This is a genomic window from Solibacillus sp. FSL W8-0474, from assembly GCF_038004065.1.
Classification (GTDB): Bacteria; Bacillota; Bacilli; order Bacillales_A; family Planococcaceae; genus Solibacillus; species Solibacillus faecavium.
Window position 1 is genome coordinate 1,030,883 of record NZ_JBBOQJ010000001.1, and the last position, 20,545, is coordinate 1,051,427.

Consider the following 20,545-nt stretch of genomic DNA (forward strand, 5'->3'; position numbering starts at 1 on the left):
TTCTAATTGGAGGAATCAGAGTATGTCTAAAAGAATTTTAATTGTTGACGATGCAGCTTTCATGCGCATGATGATTAAGGATATTTTAACAAAAAATGGCTATGAAGTAATTGGGGAAGCAGCTGATGGTATACAAGCAGTTGAAAAGTACAATGAGCTACGTCCAGATTTAGTAACAATGGATATTACAATGCCTGAAATGGATGGCATCGCGGCATTAAAAGCAATTAAAGGTACAGATCCAAATGCTGTTGTCATTATGTGCTCAGCAATGGGTCAACAAGCTATGGTAATTGACGCAATTCAAGCCGGTGCAAAAGATTTTATAGTTAAGCCATTCCAAGCTGACCGTGTAATCGAAGCCATTCAAAAAGCATTAGGTTAATGATATGAAAGCAAATAAATCATTTCGATTTTGGCTTGCTGTTGGAATAGTATTGATGACGGCATTGTTTGCACCAATCTCAAATGGAACTTTTGCGATGGTAAGTAACGTATATGAGAACTGTAATGAAAATCCTGAAGTATGTTCGGAAGAAAATATTTCAGAAGATAATGTTACAGATGCCGACGCAGAATCTACTGAATCGGCATCTGGCATCGGTTTCTTGGATTACATAAAAGTTTTAATAGCACTTGTTTTTGTACTAGGGCTATTATTGTTTATTTTGAAATATTTAAACAAACGTAACTTAAACTATCAACAAAATGCCGTAGTTAAAAATATCGGCGGCTTGTCTGTAGGGCAGCAAAAGTCCGTACAATTACTGTTAATCGGTAAAAATGTATATGTAGTTGGTGTAGGGGATAATATTCAGCTTCTCAAGGAAATCGATTCCGAAGAGGAAATTGAACAATTGCTAAGTCAAACTGAAAGCAACCAAACTATGATGAATACTTCACCGTATATTGCAGAGCTGTTCAGGAAATTTACCAAAAAGAACCGACCAGAAGATGTATCGAATAGCCCTAAATTTAATGATATGTTCAATGAAAAAATAGGGGAAATAAAGAAACAGCGTAGTAATGAGTTAGAGCGTTGGAAAGAGCGGGAGCGTGATGAACGATGAACGATCTTCTTTCCGTCTTTTCTGAAAGCGATCCGGGAAATGTATCCACATCGGTTACGCTATTATTCCTGTTGACGGTCCTCTCATTAGCACCAAGTCTTTTAATTTTGATGACATCGTTCGCTCGTATTGTCATCGTACTGTCATTTACAAGGACGGCCCTTGCTACAAACCAAATGCCTCCGAACCAAGTCATTATCGGCTTGGCATTATTTTTAACATTTTTTATCATGGCGCCGACATTCCAGCAAGTAAATGAGCAGGCATTGCAGCCACTTTTTGATGAAGAAATCAATTTAGAAGAAGCGTATGACCGGGCAACGATACCATTTAAACAATTTATGGCACAGCATACAAGGCAAAAAGATCTAGAGTTATTTATAGAATATAACCAAGCGGAGTATCCGGATTCAATAGAAGAAATTCCGATGACGCTGTTAGTACCTGCATTTGCTTTAAGTGAAATTAAAACAGCTTTCCAAATGGGTTTTATGATTTTCATTCCATTTTTAGTTATTGATATGGTTGTCGCAAGTACACTTATGTCGATGGGGATGATGATGCTACCTCCAGTAATGATTTCACTACCATTTAAAATATTGTTGTTTGTACTCGTCGATGGTTGGTATTTAGTGATGAAATCTTTACTTCAAAGTTTTTAGGGGATGATACATAGTGACACAGGAAATGGTCATTGCAATTGCAGAAAATGCAGTTTTTACAATATTGATAGTTTCGGGTCCATTGCTTTTAATCGCGTTAGCCAGCGGTCTAGTCGTGAGTATTTTTCAGGCGACAACTTCTATTCAAGAGCAGACTTTGGCATTCGTACCTAAAATCGTAGCTGTATTGCTTGCGATTATATTTTTTGGCCCTTTTATGATTTCGAGAATGACAGATTATTTTCATGATATTTTAAATAATTTAGTCCGGTATATTGGGTGAGGAAATGACGGAAATAATACCGAATCTATCAATATTATTATTAATTTTAGTTCGTGTTTCTGCGTTTTTTGTCACTGTACCTTTATTTTCTTATCGTACAATCCCCCCACAAGTGCGCATTACATTGGCGGTTGTTTTAGCATGGATGATGTATTACACATTTAATATGGAACCATTTGAGATTAATGGTGTATATTTATTATTTGTTTTAAAAGAGGCGATTATCGGGCTGATGTTAGGTTTAGCTGCGATGATTATTATATCTGCTGTTCAGATAGCAGGGGGGTTCATCGATTTCCAGATGGGCTTTGCGATGGCAAATATAATTGACCCCCAAACAGGCGCACAATCTCCGTTAATGGGGCAATTTTTAAACTTTTTAACGTTGTTGGTATTGTTGGCGATTAATGGTCACCATCTAATTTTGGATGGTATATTTTATAGTTATCAGTTTTTGCCTATGGACCAATTCTTCCCGAACTTTGGAGAAGAAGGAACCGTATTGTTTATTATGAAAATGTTTGTTTCTGTTTTTGCCATTGCATTTCAAATGTCAGCTCCAATAGTTGCAACACTGTTTTTAGTAACATTAGCGTTGGGAATAACAGGGAAAACCGTACCACAAATGAATATTTTTGTCATCGGCTTCCCCATTAAAATAGCGGTAGGCTTTCTTGTATTGATGGTGACGATGGGTGTATTAGTTGGAGTTATGAAGGAACTGATTGAATTTATGATTGTTTCATTGCGTGATTTAATGGTTATTTTAGGTGGTGGCTAAGATGGAGTTAAAACTCTTAATAAAAGTAGATCTACAGTTTTTTGCAGGAGAAAAAACTGAAAAGGCAACACCCAAAAAGCGACAGGATGCACGTAAAAAGGGACAAGTATTAAAAAGTCAGGATGTAACTGCAGCTTTTTTATTATTACTGTCATTTTCCTTTTTACTCTTTTTTGCACCATTTATGTATAACGGGGTAAAAGGATTTTTATTGCAAGGGCTTGAGCGCAATATGTTAATCGAAACGCTAAATGCTGAAACAGTTATGTATATGTATGTCGAGTCCATAAAAGAGATGGCGATTATAGTTTTACCTATTATGGTTGTCGCCATGATTGCAGGTATTGGAGCTAACTTTTTTCAATTTGGCTTATTATTTACAACAGAAACATTAAAAATTGATTTAAAGAAAATGGACCCTATTAAAGGGATAAAAAAAATTATATCTGTCCGGGCAATCGTCAATTTAATTAAATCTTTATTGAAAGTGACGTTGATCGGAACTGTTACATCAGTGGTAATCATCATTTACTTGGAAGATGTATTATCACTTGCTTTACATAGTCCCGCAGAAATATTGGCGACTGTTGCCTATTTATCTGCCATTATGGGGATAGCGGCTTCCATAATGCTCATATTCATCGCATTGATTGATTATATTTATGAACGATTTGAATATGAAAAACAATTGAAAATGTCAAAACAGGATATTAAAGATGAACATAAAAATGCAGAAGGTGATCCTTTAATCAAGTCCAAAATTAAACAGCGTCAACGGGAAATGGCGATGCGAAGAATGATGCAGGAAATCCCTGCTGCAGACGTGGTTATTACAAACCCGACCCATTATGCCATTGCGTTAAAATATAATGAGGACGAAATGGAGGCTCCAAGAGTGGTAGCAAAAGGGACTGACTTTGTTGCCCAAAAAATAAAGCTTATTGCAAAAGAACATGATGTTATCATGGTCGAAAACAGGCCACTTGCCCGTGCTATGTATGATCAAGTGGAGATCGGCCAAGCAGTGCCTGAAGAATTTTTCAAAGCGGTCGCTGAAGTTCTTGCATATGTATATCGTATTAAACGCAAAATTTAACATAGATTTCAGGAGGGACATCAATGCAAATACGCGATTTAGGGGTTTTAGCTGCAGTCATTATGGTTGTAGCGATGCTCATTATCCCTCTTCCACATTGGTTATTAAGCTTTTTAATTATCGTCAATATTACATTGGCGATTCTTGTATTATTAACAGCCATGAATATGAAAGAAGCCCTTGATTTCTCGATTTTCCCGACAGTTATCCTTTTATTAACCCTATTCCGTCTAGCATTATCGGTTTCTACAACACGTGCAATTTTAGCAGAAGGTGATGCAGGACAGGTTGTAGAGACATTTGGTAATTTCGTTACGGGCGGGAATATTTTAGTCGGCTTAGTAATTTTCCTATTACTTGTTATTATTCAATTCATCGTTATTACAAAAGGTGCCGAGCGTGTTGCTGAAGTAGCTGCGCGTTTCACGTTAGATGCGATGCCGGGTAAGCAAATGAGTATTGATGCTGATTTAAATGCAGGGATGATTTCTGAAAAGGAAGCGCGTGAACGACGCGAAAAGGTAGCCGGAGAAGCGGACTTTTATGGTGCGATGGATGGTGCTACAAAATTCGTAAAAGGTGACGCAATTGCTTCTATTATCATGGTAGGTATTAACTTACTGTTTGGTATGATTATTGGTATGATGCAAATGGAGCTAAGCTTTGGCGAAGCTGCAGCAAAATATTCATTGCTGACAGTCGGTGACGGACTTGTATCACAAATTCCTGCATTATTAATTTCGACCGCTACAGGGATTGTAGTAACACGTGCTGCCTCTAAAGGAAATCTTGGTGCAGATATTACCGATCAATTATTTGCGCAATCGAAACTGCTCTATGTTGCTGCAGGTACGATTTTATTGCTCGGATTGTTTACGCCAATTCCTGATTGGATAACAATGCCGATCGCTGCAGCTTTGGCAATTGGAGCGTTTCTGATGGATCGTAAAAAGGATGAAACTCCAGAAGAAATGATGGAAATTGAAGAAGAAGTAGCTTCAGATACGATGAAAAGTCCCGAAAATGTTATTAACTTATTAAATGTAGACCCAATCGAATTCGAATTTGGATATGGGTTAATTCCATTGGTGGATGCTGCGCAAGGTGGAGATTTACTGGACAGAGTTGTCATGATTCGCCGTCAGCTTGCATTAGAACTTGGGATTGTTATTCCAATTGTTCGTATCCGTGATAATATACAACTACAACCGAATGAATACAGAATTAAGATTAAGGGAAATGAAATGGCAAGAGGTGAACTATTGCTGGATCATTATTTAGCAATGAGTCCCGGGGATGACGACTCAATTGATGGAATAGATACAATCGAGCCTTCATTCGGCCTTCCTGCAAAATGGATTACAGAAGCAGTAAAAGAAGATGCAGAAATGTTTGGGTATACAGTAGTTGATCCACCGAGTGTTGTATCAACACATTTAACGGAAATTATTCGTGCAAATGCCCATGATTTACTGGGACGTCAGGAAGCGAAGCAATTAATAGACCACTTACGTGAAACACATGCGATATTAGTAGACGAGTTAATCCCAGCGCCACTTTCAATTGGTGAAGTGCAAAAAGTTTTGGCGAAATTACTACGTGAAAATGTTTCCGTTCGCAATTTACCAATCATATTTGAAACACTTGCAGATTATGCAAAACTTACGAGTGATACGGATATATTAACCGAGTATGTAAGACAAGCATTGGCAAGACAAATAACGGCTCAGTTTGTTGGTGGTCAACAAGCCTTGAAAGTCATTACTGTTTCTGCAAAAGTGGAAAAGTTATTGGCAGATAGCATTCAGCAAACAGACCATGGAAACTATTTGGCAATGGATCCACAAGAATCACAATTTGTTCTGGAAGCAGTCGCAAAGGAAGTGGAGCGTGTATCTTATATGGAGCAATCACCTATCATGCTTTGCTCACCAGGTGTGCGTATGTATTTAAGACAGTTGACAGAGCGGTATTTCCCGCAAGTTCCAATTCTATCCTATAATGAGTTAGATGCAGCAGTAGAAATTCAAAGTGTTGGGGTGGTGAATGTTGAATGAAGATGAAAAAGTATAATGCACCTTCTATTGCCGAAGCGATGAAACAAATCCGGTCAGATTTAGGCGAGGATGCAGTTATTTTAAATTCAAAAGTAGTCGTAACGAAAAAGTTTTTTGGATTGGTAAAAAATAAAAGCTATGAAGTAGTAGCTGGCTATGACCAGGTGGAGAAAATACCAGCTTACTTCTCTTCACAAGACATTCCAACTGGTCCTTCTTTCAGGGATGATAAAACAATGCCTATGAACCAGTCATCTTCACCTATGGAAAAACCTAAAAAGGCATTACAGGAGGATAGTTCTGCAGTTTCAGGAAATTTAGTGAAGGAAATTGCGGAATTAAAGTCTATGATGCAGTCAATGCAACGTATGTCGACACAATCTCAATATCCGAATGAGCTCTTACCTTTTGTCGATTTTTTAAAACAGCAGGAACTTGGAGAGGAGCTTATCACAGCAATTAGTGATGAGCTTTTTGAACATTACAGTCAAAATAATCAACTTACCTGGAACGAAATGCAGGAAATAGCGAAAGACTATTTAAGAAAAGAATTATATGACCTTCCCATTAGTGGGATGTCATATGATAAAAAATATATTAATGTTTTAGGTCCAACTGGTGTCGGAAAAACAACAACGATTGCTAAAATAGCAGCACGCTCAGTTTTGGAAAAGAAAAAGAAGATTGGATTTATTACGACCGATACATACCGAATTGCGGCGATAGAGCAATTGAAAACCTATGCTGCACTATTACAGGCACCTGTAGAGGTCGTTTATAATGCTGCAGATTATGCAGAGGCGATAAAAAAATTAGCTCATTTAGACTTGATCTTTATCGATACTGCCGGAAGAAACTATAAAGAGGCTAAATACGTAGATGATTTAAAATCTTTAATACAATTTGATGATCAACTGGAGTCTTACCTAGTATTATCTTTAACGGCAAAGCAAAAAGACCTTGAATCAATTATTGAACAATTTAAGGACATAAATATAGAAAAATATATCTTTACAAAGCTTGATGAAACAAATTCTATTGGCACTATGTTTAATTTAATGATTAAATATAATAAAGGACTCGCTTACTATACGAATGGTCAAGAAGTACCAGAAGATATAGAACAGCCAAGTAGTGATAAGCTACTAGAGCTTTTTTTCAAGGAGAATTTAGATGAAGGATCAAGCTGATAAACTACGTCAAAAAATGCTTGAAAGCGAAGAGACGATAGGAAGATCAATTGCAGTTGTAAGCGGTAAAGGTGGAGTAGGAAAGAGTAATTTTACAACCAACTTCGCAACGCTGTTGGCTAAAACAGGGAAAAAGGTAATCATCCTTGATATGGATATCGGGATGGGAAATGTCCATATTCTCGTGGGCAACTCTGTAAAATATAGTTTAAAAGATTACTTGGATGGCCAAATGGCACTGGAAGATGTCATGTTTAAAACAGAAGAAGGCGTCAGTTATATATCTGGAGGATCTGGCATGTCCTCATTAATGGATTGGTCGCCGGCTATTTTTGATCGTCTAATAACAGCCTTTGAAGTACTGCAGAAGGAATATGATTTTGTATTCTTTGATATGGGTGCAGGTGTCGTTGATTGGTCGCTCGATTTATTAACATCAATTGAAGAAATCATCGTCATTTCAACAGCTGAACCAACTTCAATTATGGATGCCTATTCAATGATGAAGTTTATTCACCTGAAAGATCATCAGAAGAAATTTTATTTATTATGTAATCGTGCATTTACAGTAGAGGAAGGCTTAGAAACGACTCAGCGCTTAAAAACGGTCATGATGAAATTTTTGGAAAAGGATGTTCATATTCTTGGTTCGCTTCCGGAAGATCCAGTTGTCCGCCAAGCCGTTCGTCAACAATCCTTGTTCACGACGATCTATCCGGATGCTCCTGTGTCACAAACTATGGGCAAGCTCGTTCAGCAATTTTTAACAGTAGAAACCGAAATGAAAGAAGTGCACGCTTCAAGTCAGTCAAGTAAGTTTTTATCCAAATTAAAAAGCATCTTTTCGAGAGGTCGTGGTTAAATGAGCATCTTAAAGAAAAGTAAATTATTGGTTGTTGACGACTCCGCCTTTATGCGGAAGTTAATAAGTGATTTTTTTTTGGACCATCCGTACATTGAAGTAATAGGAGCTGCACGCAACGGCAAAGATGCAATTAAAAAAATTGAACAGCTAAAGCCGGATGTCGTAACGATGGATGTGGAAATGCCGGAAATGAATGGATTGGATGCTTTAAGAGAAATTATGCAAAATTATCCAGTGCCTGTTATCATGCTCTCAAGTACAACACAACGCGGCGCGGATAATACCTTAATGGCAATGGAATATGGTGCCGTTGACTTTGTAGCGAAACCTAGTGGGACAATTTCGTTAGATTTACATAAAATTCAAGATGAGTTAGTTCGGAAAGTAGAAGAAGCTTCGAAAATTTCCATTTTGAAGTTGAAAAAGCCGTTACGTACATCTTTACCAAATAATCAACCAATACGTGTGACATATGCAAATGAAGGATTTATTGACAACGTAAAGTCAAAACCGTTGGAAACATTAAAACCTGCAATTCCCAAAAGAGCATGGGGAAAGACGTCCAGAAAAATTATTTTAATAGGTACTTCTACAGGAGGTCCAAGAGCTTTACAGGAAGTGATTACAAAAATCCCTGGAACTGTAGATGCTCCGATTTTGATTGTGCAGCATATGCCTGCAGGATTTACAAAATCATTGGCTACAAGACTTAATCAATTAAGTGAAATTCATGTGAAAGAAGCAGAGCATGGAGATATATTAAAAAAAGGAACTGCTTATCTTGCACCAGGTGGATATCATCTTAAATTAAGAAAAGTCGGATCAAGTTTCGCAGTCGTACTGGATCAAGATGAGTCTCCTCGATCAGGCCATCGTCCGTCTGTAGATGTCATGTTTGAAAATGTAAGTCAATATTCCGATTTTGATAAAATCGCTGTTATCATGACTGGAATGGGCTATGACGGTTCAAAAGGATTAGTTTCACTTAAAAATACAGGAAATGTAATTGCTATTGCAGAGTCAGCCGAAACGTGTATCGTTTATGGAATGCCAAAAGCTGCCGTGGAAACGCAGCTTGTAGATGAAGTGGCGGATGTTGATAATATTGCACAGACAATTATGAAATATTTGCCTTAAAAAAGGGGTGTCTTATAAATGGAATTAAATCAATATTTAGAAATGTTTATTGAAGAAAGCAAAGAACATTTGCAAGCATGCAGCGAACACTTATTGGAATTGGAAAAAAATCCGGACGATTTAACAATTGTCGGAGAAATTTTCCGGTCTGCCCATACATTAAAAGGAATGGCAGCAACAATGGGTTATGAGGATTTAGCAGATTTAACGCATAAAATGGAAAATATACTAGATGCCATCCGTAACGGGAAAATTAAAGTTACTGCTGAAATTTTAGATGTAGTATTTGAATCTGTTGATCATCTAGAAGAAATGGTGTTTCATATTGCTGATGGTGGAGACGGCAAACGCAACGTCCAGGCAACAGTTGAAAAATTAAAGCGTATTGAAGCCGGAGAATCTTCAGTAGCTGTAGCAGAAGAGAATATATCACAACAGGAGGCAGTAGCAACAAGCACAGCCATCCTTAATGAGAAGGCTCCTATTACAGCGGCGGATTTAAAACTATCCTACGATGATTTTGAAAAGACCGTTATTCTACAATCGTCTGAACAAGATTTTAATGCATACGAAATTACGATAGCTTTACGGGAAGATTGCTTATTAAAAGCAGCCCGTGTCTTTATGGTGTTTGAAATTTTGGAGAAGAACGGTGATGTAATTAAATCATCGCCAACAGTAGATAAACTCGAGGAAGAACAGTTCGATAGTGAATTCCATGTTGCGTTTATTTCAAGGGAATCATCTGAAGATTTACATAAAATGTTGATGAAAGTTTCCGAAGTTGAAAGTGTTGTTGTCAATGAAATTCATCAGGAAGTATTTGTTACAAAAACAACTGCAATCGACATACCAATGCCTGTTTCGGAAGAAGTTGCGCCGTCAGCCAATGATGCTTCGGTTCCTGCCGAAAAACAAAAAACGGTATCAAATACAAACAGTAAATCTTCTGCCCATGCAACGAGCAAAACAATTCGTGTAAATATTGAACGTTTAGATATTTTAATGAATTTATTTGAAGAACTTGCAATTGATCGTGGTCGTTTATTATCAATTGCTTCTGAAGTCAATCATGGAGAATTAAATGAAACGGTAGAACGTATGAGCCGTACAATGGGGGATTTACAGAATATCGTCCTAACTATGCGGATGGTTCCGGTGGAAACAGTATTTAACCGTTTCCCTAAAATGGTGCGTCAGTTATCCCGTGATTTAAATAAGAAAATCGAACTTAATATAGTTGGGGCCGAAACAGAGCTTGACCGTACAGTAATCGATGAAATAGGAGATCCACTTGTACACTTAATACGAAACTCTGTAGACCACGGCATTGAAAGTCCGGAAGTACGACGTTCAAAAGGTAAGCCGGAAGAAGGAACAGTTGAACTGCGCGCCTACCATAGCGGCAATTATGTCTTTATTGAAATAGAAGATGATGGAGCTGGAATTAATCGTGATAAAGTGCTAGCAAAAGCGCTTTCCAAAGGAATCGTAACACATGAACAGTCATTGACGATGACAGACAAGCAAATTAATGAGCTGATTTTAGCGTCAGGATTCTCTACGGCCGATGTCATTTCTGATGTTTCCGGAAGAGGTGTAGGCCTGGATGTTGTTAAAACGACAATTGAATCTTTAGGTGGGAATATTTCCATCGAATCAACACGGAATGTAGGTTCGGTGTTCTCTATTCAATTACCGTTAACTCTATCGATTATTTCTGTTATGTTAGTGGAAATTGAGAAGGAAATCTATGCAATTCCGTTATCTTCAATTATTGAAACATCCATTATCCGTACTTCAGACATCTTAAATGCCCATAATCAAAAAGTAATTGATTTCCGCGGAAAAGTTGTACCACTTGTCTTCCTTGAAGAAATTTTCGGTGTGCCGCGTGACGAAAAAAATGATGATGGTTTCCATTCTGTGGTCATTGTCCGTAAAGGTGATAAGTTAGCGGGATTAGTTGTGGATTCATTCATCGGACAGCAGGAAATTGTCTTGAAGTCATTAGGGAATTATTTGACTAATATTTTTGCGATATCTGGTGCAACGATTTTAGGAAATGGTCAAGTAGCATTAATTGTGGATTGTAATGCGTTAATGAAGTAAAAAGGATAAGAGGTGTGAAAGATGACGAATGCAATAGAGCAAAAAAACTTAAAAGTAATTGTATTTCAATTAGCTGATAAAGAATATGCAATTCCTGTTTCTCACGTTAAGGGAATCGAAAAATTAATGCACATCACCCGTGTACCGAAAACAGAGCGGTTCGTTAAAGGTGTTATTAATCTTCGGGGCGTCGTAACACCAGTTATCGATTTACGAGAACGTTTTGATTTGCCTATATCGGGAAACGAAGAAACAACACGAATTATTATCATAACACTTGAGACGATGGAAGTTGGCTTTATAGTGGATTCTGCAAACGACGTATTGGACATTGATGCAGCTTCTATTGAACAGCAACCGGAAGTAGTTGGCTCCCTGGAAGAAGAATTCATCGCAGGAGTGGCTAAATTGGAAAACCGCTTATTGATTTTACTTCATTTGGATAAAGTATTAAATCCAAATGAGAAATGATTAATTTTCCGGGTAAGTTCATCTTACCTGGAATCTATTAAAGTAGGGATTATAAATGAACTTCAGTGAAAAAATTACTTCACTCCATTTAGATGTATTAAAGGAAATTGGAAATATCGGCGCTGCCCATGCTGCTACGGCATTATCGAATTTACTCCAAAAGAAAATCGATATGCGTGTACCGGATGTGAAAATGGTTTCATTTAATGAAATGATGGAACTGGCGGGTGGACCGGAAAATGTTGTTGTAGGTATTTACCTCCGTATTGAAGGTGATGCCGAGGGGAGTATGTTTTTTATCCTGCCGCTTGAACAGGCCAATCGATTTATTCGTAGCTTAATACGCGATGATTCGTTTGACTTCAATACGCCTCCATATTCTGAATTAGGTTTATCTGCTATGCAGGAGATGGGTAACATTTTATCGGGCTCTTATTTATCTGCTTTATCGGATTTTACAGGACTTAAAATTTACCCGACTGTACCAGGTTTAAGTATTGATATGTTCGGTGCCATTATTAGTATCGGACTTATTGAACTATCGCAAATAAGCGACACTGTTATTGTTATAAATACATCCATTTTTGAGGAAGCAATTTCCGATGATGAGGCAGTGAAGGGGCATTTCCTTTTAATGCCGGAGCCAGATTCATTCGAAACAATTTTTAAAGCATTAGGAGTGCCTACTACATGATGGTTACCAATTTATACGAAGTGATTAAAGTAGGGATTGCACAAATGGATATTGTTAAAGCCCCTCATACAATCCGTACTTCAGGTCTTGGTTCATGTGTTGGCGTTGTTATTTATGACGAATCAAAAAAAATAGGCGGCATGGTTCATGTAATGCTGCCTGATTCAAGCCTGAATCGTACTAACACTTTAAATGAAGCGAAATTCGCAGATACAGGTATTCTTGCTTTAGTAGACAGATTAAAGCGAGATGGGGCACAAAGCTATAAGTTGAAAGCTAAAATTGCCGGTGGTGCACAAATGTTCCAATTTACATCAGATAAAGATTCGATGCGTATCGGTCCAAGAAATGTTGAAGCGGTAAAAGCGCAATTAAAAAAGCTGAACATACCGATTATTTCAGAGGATACTGGTGGGAATAGCGGTCGCACAATCGAGTTTAGTCCGGAAACAAATATACTCAATGTCCGAACAGTAAATAAAGGAGTGAGTGAAATTTGATGTTTGGTTCAATATTTTATAACTGTTGGGCAGCATTACTATCGTTCGCTAGTTATTTTATTTTGGCAATTCAAAATCCGTATGCTTTGCCACTCCAAATAATAAGTACATCTTTTTTAGTCGCGTTCATAGCATTCGTTGGGATGTATTTCCTGCGTTATTTTCTAGGCTATGTTTTCTATACACCGGAAACGCCTGTCTTTGCAGAAACCGAAGATGAGATTATCGGTCAAACAATGATAGACGAGAGTGATCAGCAATTTTCATCTCGCAGTAATCAGTCCACAATGGAATTTGATGAAGAAAATACGGAGGATATTGCTCAAGTCGTTCGAACGATGTTGCATGGCGATGAGGCACTTTCCCGATAAAAGAGTCGTACTTTCGGCTCTTTTTTTGTTTTTTGGAAATGTGTAGATGTTGTGTCTCGCGGTTCCTTACATGTTTATTCTTGGGCTTTTTGGTATAATGAATAGTAATTATACTCACTTTAACTACAAAAGGGGGAGGTACGTTTGACTGAACAAGGACATGGAGACGAACAAGCATTATGGCTTCGTTGGACAAAGAACCGAGATCCTGAAGCAGGAGACATGTTAATCAAAAAATATAAGCCACTTGTAACGTATCATGTGCAGCGCATAGCTGTTGGACTTCCTAAAAATGTTTCGAGAAACGATTTAATGAGTCTTGGAATGATGGGACTTTTTGATGCTTTAAATAAATTTGATATAAATCGAGATTTAAAGTTTGATACGTACGCATCCTTTCGTGTACGAGGTGCAATTATCGATGGACTTCGGAAGGAAGACTGGCTTCCGCGTTCAGCACGTGAAAAGGCCAAAAAGTTAGATGCCCAAATTGAGTCACTTGAGCAAAAGCTGATGCGCCATGCAACCCCTGAGGAAGTTGCTGCACAAATGAATTTACCTGTTGAAGAAGTTTATCAAACCTATCAGGAACATTTTTTTTCAAATGTACTTTCAATAAATGAGCAACTTGATCAAGAAGATAGTGAAGGCAAATCTTTTGTTATTCGTGATGACCATACAAAGACACCCGAACAGCATACAATACATTTAGAGCTTTTAGGTGATTTGGCAGCCAATATAAAAAAGCTGAATGAAAAAGAACAGCTTGTCATTAGCTTATTCTACTCAGAAGAAATGACATTGACTGAAATTGGGGAAGTCTTGGAGTTATCTACATCACGCATTTCTCAAATCCACTCTAAAGCATTGTTTAAATTACGTAAATTATTGTCTTCAGAAATGATTAATACGTAAGGAGGCGTCTGTATGAGTTTAAAAGGGCTGGAGCTCCAAATTGCGATTCCGAAAACCTTTGATGCAGGGAAAATGGCAGATCAGCATCAGCAAAACAATATTCTCCAGCAAATGCATGCAAATGAAGCGCTTAAAAGGGAAATAGAACGCAAGCAACTTTCGGTAAATGAATCGGATAAAATGGATGCCCTAAAAGATGATGATGAACACTCTGAAAACAATCAGTCACAGATGCAACACGATAAGAAAAATAAAGACCAATTGGAACAAAAAGCACAGCATCCTTTTAAAGGAAATCTTTTTGATTTTAGTGGTTAGGAGAAGTTATGACGACAGCACTAATAGTTACGCTCTTTCTCATCCAATTAGTTACGATTTTCGCCATTGTCATTTTGAACAGTAAGCTTTCTAAATTCAATGATTTAGAAAAGCGTCAAAATGAACTGGTAAATGAGATGGACAACGCCATCAGTGTGTATTTAATGGAAATGAGAGAAGAAAATGACCGACTAATTAATGAATTGAAAAAGCAGCCTGTTCCTCAAAAGGCAGTGCATGAAAACACAGATAAGCAGCTTACACAGCATTCCGGAAATAAAAACATAAAGATGAATGAAGAACAAGCAGCCACTGTAACAACTAAAAAAAGTCCAGTTACAGAACAAGAACCGCGAAAATTCATTCCCGTCAAGCAAGCAGCAAATGCATACAAGAAACAAAAGAACAAACAATTCGATGCAGTGGAACAATCAGTAGAATCCGAGTTGTTCATAGCAGCCGAAGATGTACCGCCAAAACAGTTAACTACTGAACAGCAAGCAGTCGAGCTTTACCGAAACGGAAAGACAATAGAAGAAATCGCTAAAATCATGCAACGAGGCAAAACTGAAATCGAGCTTCTCGTAAAGTTTCACGCGTAAAGGAGTTGCACTTGAAAGGCGAGTGTGATATAGTTACAAGCGGTGTTAACAATACACACGTATTTTGATGTAGTAAGTGGTGCTCGTAAGTCTACGGGTAGCTTGTTGCAGATGAAAAATGCGGAGGAAAAAAACCAAACATATTAGGAGGAAACACTCATGTCAGTAATTTCAATGAAACAATTACTAGAAGCTGGTGTACATTTCGGTCACCAAACTCGCCGTTGGAACCCAAAAATGAAGAAATATATCTTCGTAGAACGTAACGGTATTTACATTATCGATTTACAAAAAACGGTTAAAAAATTAGAAGAAGCATACGATTTCATGCGTCAAGTTGGTCAAGACGGTGGTAAAGTTTTATTCGTAGGTACGAAAAAACAAGCACAAGAAGCGATCAAAGAAGAAGCTGAACGTTCAGGTAACTACTACATCAACCAACGTTGGTTAGGTGGTACTTTAACAAACTTCGGTACTATTCAAAAACGTGTTAAACGTATGAAAGATATCGAGAAAATGGAAGAAGACGGTACTTTTGCTGTACTTCCTAAAAAAGAAGTAATCCAACTTAAAAAAGAGCACGAACGCTTAGTTAAATTCTTAGGCGGTATCCGTGATATGAAAGCTATTCCAGACGTAATGTTCGTAGTAGACCCTCGTAAAGAGCGTATCGCAGTTGCAGAAGCAATCAAATTAAACATCCCTCTAGTTGGTATCGTAGACACTAACTGTGATCCAGATGAAATTGATTACGTTATCCCTGCAAACGACGATGCTATCCGCGCGGTTAAATTATTAACGGCTAAAATGGCTGACGCTTTATTAGAAGCTAAACAAGGTGAAGAAGAAGCTCCAGCAGTAGAAGAAGCTACAGCTGAGTAATTCACTTTTAGAAAAGGTGATAAGTGGATGAACCCCTTATCACCTTTTTTTGAGAAATGAATGTAAAAATGTGTGAATCGTTGAAACTTCGCGATTTATCGCTTAAAGTATGAAATAGTGTAAATAAATTTTTTATTATATTTAGGAGGAAACTCAATATGGCAAACGTTACTGCACAATTAGTAAAAGAATTACGCGAAAAAACAGGCGCAGGTATGATGGACTGTAAAAAAGCTTTAGTACAAACTGAAGGCGACATCGATGCTGCAATCGACTTCCTACGTGAAAAAGGTTTAGCTGCTGCTGGTAAGAAAGCTGACCGTATCGCTGCTGAAGGTACAACTTATATTTTAGAAAACGGTAATGAAGCGATTCTTTTAGAAGTAAACGCTGAAACAGATTTCGTTGCGAAAAACGATAAATTCCAATTCTTAGTTTCTTCATTAGCAGAGCAATTATTAGCTGCTAAACCAGAATCAGTAGAAGCTGCTATGGAGTTAGAAAAAGACGGCGTGAAAATCGTTGATCAAATTTCTACAGCTACAGCTACTATCGGTGAGAAAATTTCATTACGTCGTTTTGAAATCAAAACAAAAACTGATGCAGATGCTTTCGGTGCATACTTACACATGGGCGGCCGTATTGGTGTATTAGTAGTTCTTGAAGGTTCTACTGATGCTGCTGCTGCAAAAGATATCGCAATGCATATCGCTGCTATCAACCCAACTTACATTTCTCGTGACGAAGTTTCTGCTGACGAAGTTGAACGTGAGCGCAAAGTATTAACTGAGCAAGCGTTAAACGAAGGTAAACCAGAAAACATCGTAGCGAAAATGGTAGAAGGTCGTCTTGGTAAATATTTCGAAGACGTATGTTTATTAGACCAAGCTTTCGTTAAAAACTCAGATCAAAAAGTTCGTGACTTCGTAAAATCTTTAGATGCTACTGTAACAAGCTTCACTCGTTATGCTGTTGGTGAAGGTATCGAGAAACGTGAAGATAACTTTGCTGAAGAAGTAATGAGCCAAGTTAAAGGTAACTAATTAAATTACAACTTAAATTAACCTTAATTTAAGCAAACAGTAGGGAGCACCATTTGCGTGTTCCCTATTTTTAAAGAAATCTATTTTTGATTTTAGTGAAGTGCGATACATAGCAAATCGGGTCGTATTTCCTTTAAAATAAATGAGTAACGGAGGTCTACTATGAGTGTGTCACAATACAAACGAGTAGTAATTAAACTAAGCGGGGAAGCATTAGCTGGGGAATTGGGCTTCGGTTTCTCACCAGATGTAATTAAATCAATCGCTGCAGAAATTAAAGATGTTATCGACTTGGGTGTAGAGGTTGCATTAGTTGTCGGTGGCGGAAACATTTGGCGCGGGAAAATTGGCGCTGAAATGGGTATGGAGCGTGCCAATGCAGATTATATGGGTATGTTGGGAACAGTGATGAATGCACTTGCTCTACAAGACTCATTAGAAAATCTAGGCGTTCCAACACGTGTTCAATCATCAATCGTTATGACGCAAGTGGCAGAGCCATATATTCGACGTAAAGCAGTTCGTCATTTGGAGAAGTCACGTGTCGTAATTTTCGCTGCGGGAACAGGTAACCCTTATTTCTCAACAGACACGACAGCAGCTTTGCGTGCCGCAGAGATTAATGCAGATGCAATTTTAATGGCGAAAAACAATGTGGATGGTGTATATTCTGCAGATCCAAAATTAGATTCTGAAGCAGTTAAGTATGACACACTTACGTATTTAGACGTTATTCAGCAAGGTTTACAAGTAATGGATTCAACAGCTTCAACATTATGTATGGATAATGATATTAAGCTTGTCGTTTTCAACTTGTCAGAACGTGGTAATATTAAACGTGCCGCAATGGGCGAAAAAATTGGAACAGTTGTTAGGAGAGATGCGTAATGACTAAACAAGTATTAGATCAAGCACAGGAAAAAATGACAAAATCAATCGGTGCCTTCTCACGTGAATTGGCATCAATTCGTGCAGGTGTAGCAAATGCTTCATTATTAGATCGTATTATGGTGGACTACTATGGTTCCCCAACACCGATCAATCAAATGGCGGGTATTGCAGTACCGGAAGCACGCCTTTTAGTGATCCAACCTTATGATAAATCTATCTTAGGTGAAATTGAAAAAGCAATTATGCGTTCTGATATCGGTATTACACCGACAAACGATGGTAATGTTATTCGTTTGGCAGTTCCTGCTTTAACAGAAGAGCGTCGTAAAGAACTAGTTAAACAAGTCAAAAAAGAAGCTGAAGAAGCTAAAATTGCTGTACGTAACGTACGTCGTGATGCTAATGATGACCTGAAAAAATTAGAGAAAAATGGAGAAATTACAGAAGACGAATTACGCGGCTTCGGTGAAGATATCCAAAAATTAACTGACAACTCAATCGTAAAAATTGAGGAATTAGTGAAAGAAAAAGAAAAAGAAATTTTAACAGTTTAATTCTGAACCTTCACTAAAAGGAATTTACTTTCCGTGGTGAAGACACTACTTTATTTCGCGCTATTGGACAACTTTAGCGCGAAATCTCTTACTGAAGTTTTGTGAACTTTAAATGGATTAAGACGTCCTGTTAGTAAGGACGTTTTTTTAATAATGGAGATAAAATTTCATTTTGAAAAGTTATCATTGGAGGGAATTTTTGCTGCCGGTATAGAAATACCGGATCAACCCCCATTTTTTCCTGTTATTTGAAGGATGAGTTGAAAGAATGATACATAGGATAGAAAATAAAGGACATTTTTTCTGTATTTTAAAAAAGAGTTAGCGAATATAAGAAGGACAGACTATACCTTTTTTGATATGATGGAGAAGTAAGTAGTCCGATTTATGCAGTTGGGGGAATTAACTATGTTTAAAAAACTTTTTGGGAAAAATACAAATAAAGAGCAACCATTCAGTGATGGAAGTATGGACTTAGTTAAGGGAGAAGATATCCCTACCCATATTGCAATTATTATGGACGGAAATGGACGTTGGGCGAAAAAGCGTTCAATGCCAAGAGTTGCAGGACATCATGAAGGAATGAAAAATGTCCGGAAAATAACACGTTGCGCTTGTGATTTAGGAGTAAAAGTTTTAACGCTGTATGCATTTTCGACAGAAAATTGGAAGCGTCCTAAATCAGAAGTTGAATTTTTAATGCGTTTACCAGAGCAATTTTTAACTTCCTTTTTACCGGAGCTTATGGAGCGTAACATTAAAGTTGAAATGATTGGTGTGATGGATTCCTTGCCGGAATATACTCAATCAGCTCTAAGAAAAGCGATGGATGAAACGAAAGATAATACCGGTTTGGTATTAAACTTTGCGATGAATTACGGTGGACGCGCGGAAATTGTTATGGCGATGCAGCAACTGATGAATGATGTTGAAGCAGGAAGACTGACAATTGACGAATTAAATGAACAACATATTTCACAATATGTAATGACAGCTCATTTACCTGAACCGGATTTACTTATACGGACAAGTGGAGAAGTACGCATAAGTAACTTTATGCTATGGCAGCTTGCTTATACGGAGTTTTGGTTTACTGATACGCATTGGCCTGATTTTGACGAAGCATGTTTAAAAGAGGCGATTTCTGTATATCAAAACCGTAACCGCCGTTATGGAGGGCTGAAAGGAGAAGAAACAAATTGAAACAGCGCATCATTACTGGAGTAATTGCTGCAGCACTATTTATCCCATTTGTAATTTATGGAGGCGGACCGTTTGCGGTGCTAATGAGTATTATCGCAGTCGTCGGCTTTTATGAATTATTAAAAATGAAAGGAATTTCAATTGCATCCGTTCCAGGAGTATTAGGAACTCTTGCACTATTACTATTAGTGGTACCAAGTGACTGGTCCAAAAACGTAGTAGAATTTCTGCAATATGAATCAACATTAATGATTGTATACGGTTTAGTTATATTATTGTTAATTTATATAGTGCTTGTAAAAAATAAAATGACATTTGATGAAATTGGTTTTATATTAATTGGCGCATTTTATGTCGGACTTGGTTTCCATTATTTTATCGAAACCCGGTTTATCGGATTAGAATATGTCGTATTTGTATTGTTAATTGTTTGGACAACGGATTCTGGCGCATATTTTGTTGGGCGGAAGCTAGGGAAAAATAAATTATGGCCGGAAATATCCCCGAAAAAGACAGTAGAAGGTTTTGTCGGTGGCATTGTCATTGCTGTATGTTTTGCGATCGCGATGCAACTTATTTATCCGATCGCTTCAAGTTGGATGCAATTAATTATTGTAACGATTGTAGCATCGATTGTCGGACAAATGGGTGACCTTGTCGAATCGGCAATTAAGCGCCATTACGGTGTAAAGGATTCGGGTAATATTTTACCTGGGCATGGAGGCATTTTAGATCGTTTTGACAGTCTCTTATTTGTAGTGCCTTTACTTCATTTCTTGCACTTTTTTAATTAATTTCTTTCAGTGAATAGATAAACATAGTTTGTATTAGACATAATTGCGGTGTAA

At 37.6% G+C, this 20,545-nt stretch carries 24 protein-coding genes; all 24 read left to right on the forward strand.

Features of this window, described 5'->3' with window-relative positions:
- Window positions 1-22: 22 nt before the first annotated feature.
- The 24 genes from NYE67_RS05040 to NYE67_RS05155 all read left to right on the forward strand — a co-directional run bounded on the left by NYE67_RS05040 (window position 23) and on the right by NYE67_RS05155 (window position 20,491).
- Window positions 23-385 carry a response regulator gene (locus NYE67_RS05040; protein ID WP_191698399.1) on the forward strand — a complete coding sequence of 121 codons (363 nt, stop codon included), beginning with the start codon at window positions 23-25 and terminating at the stop codon, window positions 383-385.
- Between the two features lie 4 nt (window positions 386-389).
- The gene (locus tag NYE67_RS05045; RefSeq protein WP_340727230.1) at window positions 390-1,070 is read left to right on the forward strand and encodes a flagellar biosynthetic protein FliO; all 681 of its coding nucleotides are present in this window, start codon (window positions 390-392) and stop codon (window positions 1,068-1,070) included.
- Entirely contained in the window at window positions 1,067-1,732 is a 666-nt protein-coding gene (gene fliP / locus NYE67_RS05050) for a flagellar type III secretion system pore protein FliP (RefSeq protein ID WP_008403271.1), read from the forward strand. The genes NYE67_RS05045 and fliP overlap by 4 nt, the downstream gene beginning before the upstream one ends.
- Window positions 1,733-1,745: 13 nt before the next feature.
- A complete protein-coding gene (gene fliQ / locus NYE67_RS05055; protein ID WP_340727231.1) occupies window positions 1,746-2,015 on the forward strand; it encodes a flagellar biosynthesis protein FliQ in 270 nt (89 codons plus the stop codon).
- A gap of 4 nt (window positions 2,016-2,019) precedes the next feature.
- Entirely contained in the window at window positions 2,020-2,796 is a 777-nt protein-coding gene (gene fliR, locus NYE67_RS05060; protein WP_340727232.1) for a flagellar biosynthetic protein FliR, read from the forward strand.
- Window position 2,797: 1 nt separating this feature from the next.
- Window positions 2,798-3,892, forward strand: coding sequence for a flagellar biosynthesis protein FlhB (gene flhB / locus NYE67_RS05065; RefSeq protein WP_340727233.1), 1,095 nt, complete (start codon window positions 2,798-2,800; stop codon window positions 3,890-3,892).
- 23 nt (window positions 3,893-3,915) lie between these two features.
- Window positions 3,916-5,949 carry a flagellar biosynthesis protein FlhA gene (gene flhA / locus NYE67_RS05070; protein WP_340727234.1) on the forward strand — a complete coding sequence of 678 codons (2,034 nt, stop codon included), beginning with the start codon at window positions 3,916-3,918 and terminating at the stop codon, window positions 5,947-5,949.
- Window positions 5,946-7,139 carry a flagellar biosynthesis protein FlhF gene (flhF, locus tag NYE67_RS05075; RefSeq protein WP_340729362.1) on the forward strand — a complete coding sequence of 398 codons (1,194 nt, stop codon included), beginning with the start codon at window positions 5,946-5,948 and terminating at the stop codon, window positions 7,137-7,139. Before flhA ends, flhF begins: the two co-directional genes overlap by 4 nt.
- Window positions 7,123-8,001: a MinD/ParA family protein gene (locus NYE67_RS05080; RefSeq protein WP_340729363.1), complete on the forward strand. Its 879-nt coding sequence runs from the start codon at window positions 7,123-7,125 to the stop codon at window positions 7,999-8,001. The genes flhF and NYE67_RS05080 overlap by 17 nt, the downstream gene beginning before the upstream one ends.
- Window positions 8,002-9,141, forward strand: a complete 1,140-nt coding sequence (locus NYE67_RS05085; RefSeq protein WP_340729364.1) for a protein-glutamate methylesterase/protein-glutamine glutaminase — start codon at window positions 8,002-8,004, stop codon at window positions 9,139-9,141.
- An 18-nt stretch (window positions 9,142-9,159) separates the two neighbouring features.
- Entirely contained in the window at window positions 9,160-11,253 is a 2,094-nt protein-coding gene (locus NYE67_RS05090) for a chemotaxis protein CheA (RefSeq protein WP_340729365.1), read from the forward strand.
- Between the two features lie 21 nt (window positions 11,254-11,274).
- Complete coding sequence (locus NYE67_RS05095; protein WP_340727239.1) at window positions 11,275-11,724, forward strand: chemotaxis protein CheW; 450 nt, start codon at window positions 11,275-11,277, stop codon at window positions 11,722-11,724.
- 55 nt (window positions 11,725-11,779) lie between these two features.
- Window positions 11,780-12,418 (forward strand): chemotaxis protein CheC, encoded by a 639-nt coding sequence (locus tag NYE67_RS05100; RefSeq protein ID WP_340729366.1) that lies wholly within the window; start codon window positions 11,780-11,782, stop codon window positions 12,416-12,418.
- On the forward strand, window positions 12,415-12,918 hold the full coding sequence (locus tag NYE67_RS05105) for a chemotaxis protein CheD (protein ID WP_191698387.1): 504 nt from the start codon (window positions 12,415-12,417) through the stop codon (window positions 12,916-12,918). The genes NYE67_RS05100 and NYE67_RS05105 overlap by 4 nt, the downstream gene beginning before the upstream one ends.
- The gene (locus NYE67_RS05110; RefSeq protein WP_340727241.1) at window positions 12,918-13,289 is read left to right on the forward strand and encodes a multidrug transporter; all 372 of its coding nucleotides are present in this window, start codon (window positions 12,918-12,920) and stop codon (window positions 13,287-13,289) included. The genes NYE67_RS05105 and NYE67_RS05110 overlap by 1 nt, the downstream gene beginning before the upstream one ends.
- Window positions 13,290-13,433: 144 nt before the next feature.
- The gene (locus tag NYE67_RS05115) at window positions 13,434-14,204 is read left to right on the forward strand and encodes a FliA/WhiG family RNA polymerase sigma factor (protein ID WP_340729367.1); all 771 of its coding nucleotides are present in this window, start codon (window positions 13,434-13,436) and stop codon (window positions 14,202-14,204) included.
- Between the two features lie 12 nt (window positions 14,205-14,216).
- Entirely contained in the window at window positions 14,217-14,522 is a 306-nt protein-coding gene (locus NYE67_RS05120; protein ID WP_340729368.1) for an RNA polymerase subunit sigma, read from the forward strand.
- A gap of 8 nt (window positions 14,523-14,530) precedes the next feature.
- Window positions 14,531-15,124 (forward strand): hypothetical protein, encoded by a 594-nt coding sequence (locus NYE67_RS05125; protein ID WP_340729369.1) that lies wholly within the window; start codon window positions 14,531-14,533, stop codon window positions 15,122-15,124.
- 159 nt (window positions 15,125-15,283) lie between these two features.
- Window positions 15,284-16,006, forward strand: a complete 723-nt coding sequence (gene rpsB / locus NYE67_RS05130; protein ID WP_008403254.1) for a 30S ribosomal protein S2 — start codon at window positions 15,284-15,286, stop codon at window positions 16,004-16,006.
- A gap of 158 nt (window positions 16,007-16,164) precedes the next feature.
- Complete coding sequence (gene tsf / locus NYE67_RS05135) at window positions 16,165-17,049, forward strand: translation elongation factor Ts (RefSeq protein ID WP_191698382.1); 885 nt, start codon at window positions 16,165-16,167, stop codon at window positions 17,047-17,049.
- A gap of 162 nt (window positions 17,050-17,211) precedes the next feature.
- Window positions 17,212-17,937 carry a UMP kinase gene (gene pyrH / locus NYE67_RS05140; protein ID WP_191698381.1) on the forward strand — a complete coding sequence of 242 codons (726 nt, stop codon included), beginning with the start codon at window positions 17,212-17,214 and terminating at the stop codon, window positions 17,935-17,937.
- A complete protein-coding gene (gene frr, locus NYE67_RS05145) occupies window positions 17,937-18,494 on the forward strand; it encodes a ribosome recycling factor (RefSeq protein WP_191698380.1) in 558 nt (185 codons plus the stop codon). Before pyrH ends, frr begins: the two co-directional genes overlap by 1 nt.
- Window positions 18,495-18,902: 408 nt before the next feature.
- Window positions 18,903-19,697: an isoprenyl transferase gene (locus NYE67_RS05150; RefSeq protein WP_340727245.1), complete on the forward strand. Its 795-nt coding sequence runs from the start codon at window positions 18,903-18,905 to the stop codon at window positions 19,695-19,697.
- On the forward strand, window positions 19,694-20,491 hold the full coding sequence (locus NYE67_RS05155; protein ID WP_340727246.1) for a phosphatidate cytidylyltransferase: 798 nt from the start codon (window positions 19,694-19,696) through the stop codon (window positions 20,489-20,491). Before NYE67_RS05150 ends, NYE67_RS05155 begins: the two co-directional genes overlap by 4 nt.
- Window positions 20,492-20,545 lie beyond the last annotated feature (54 nt).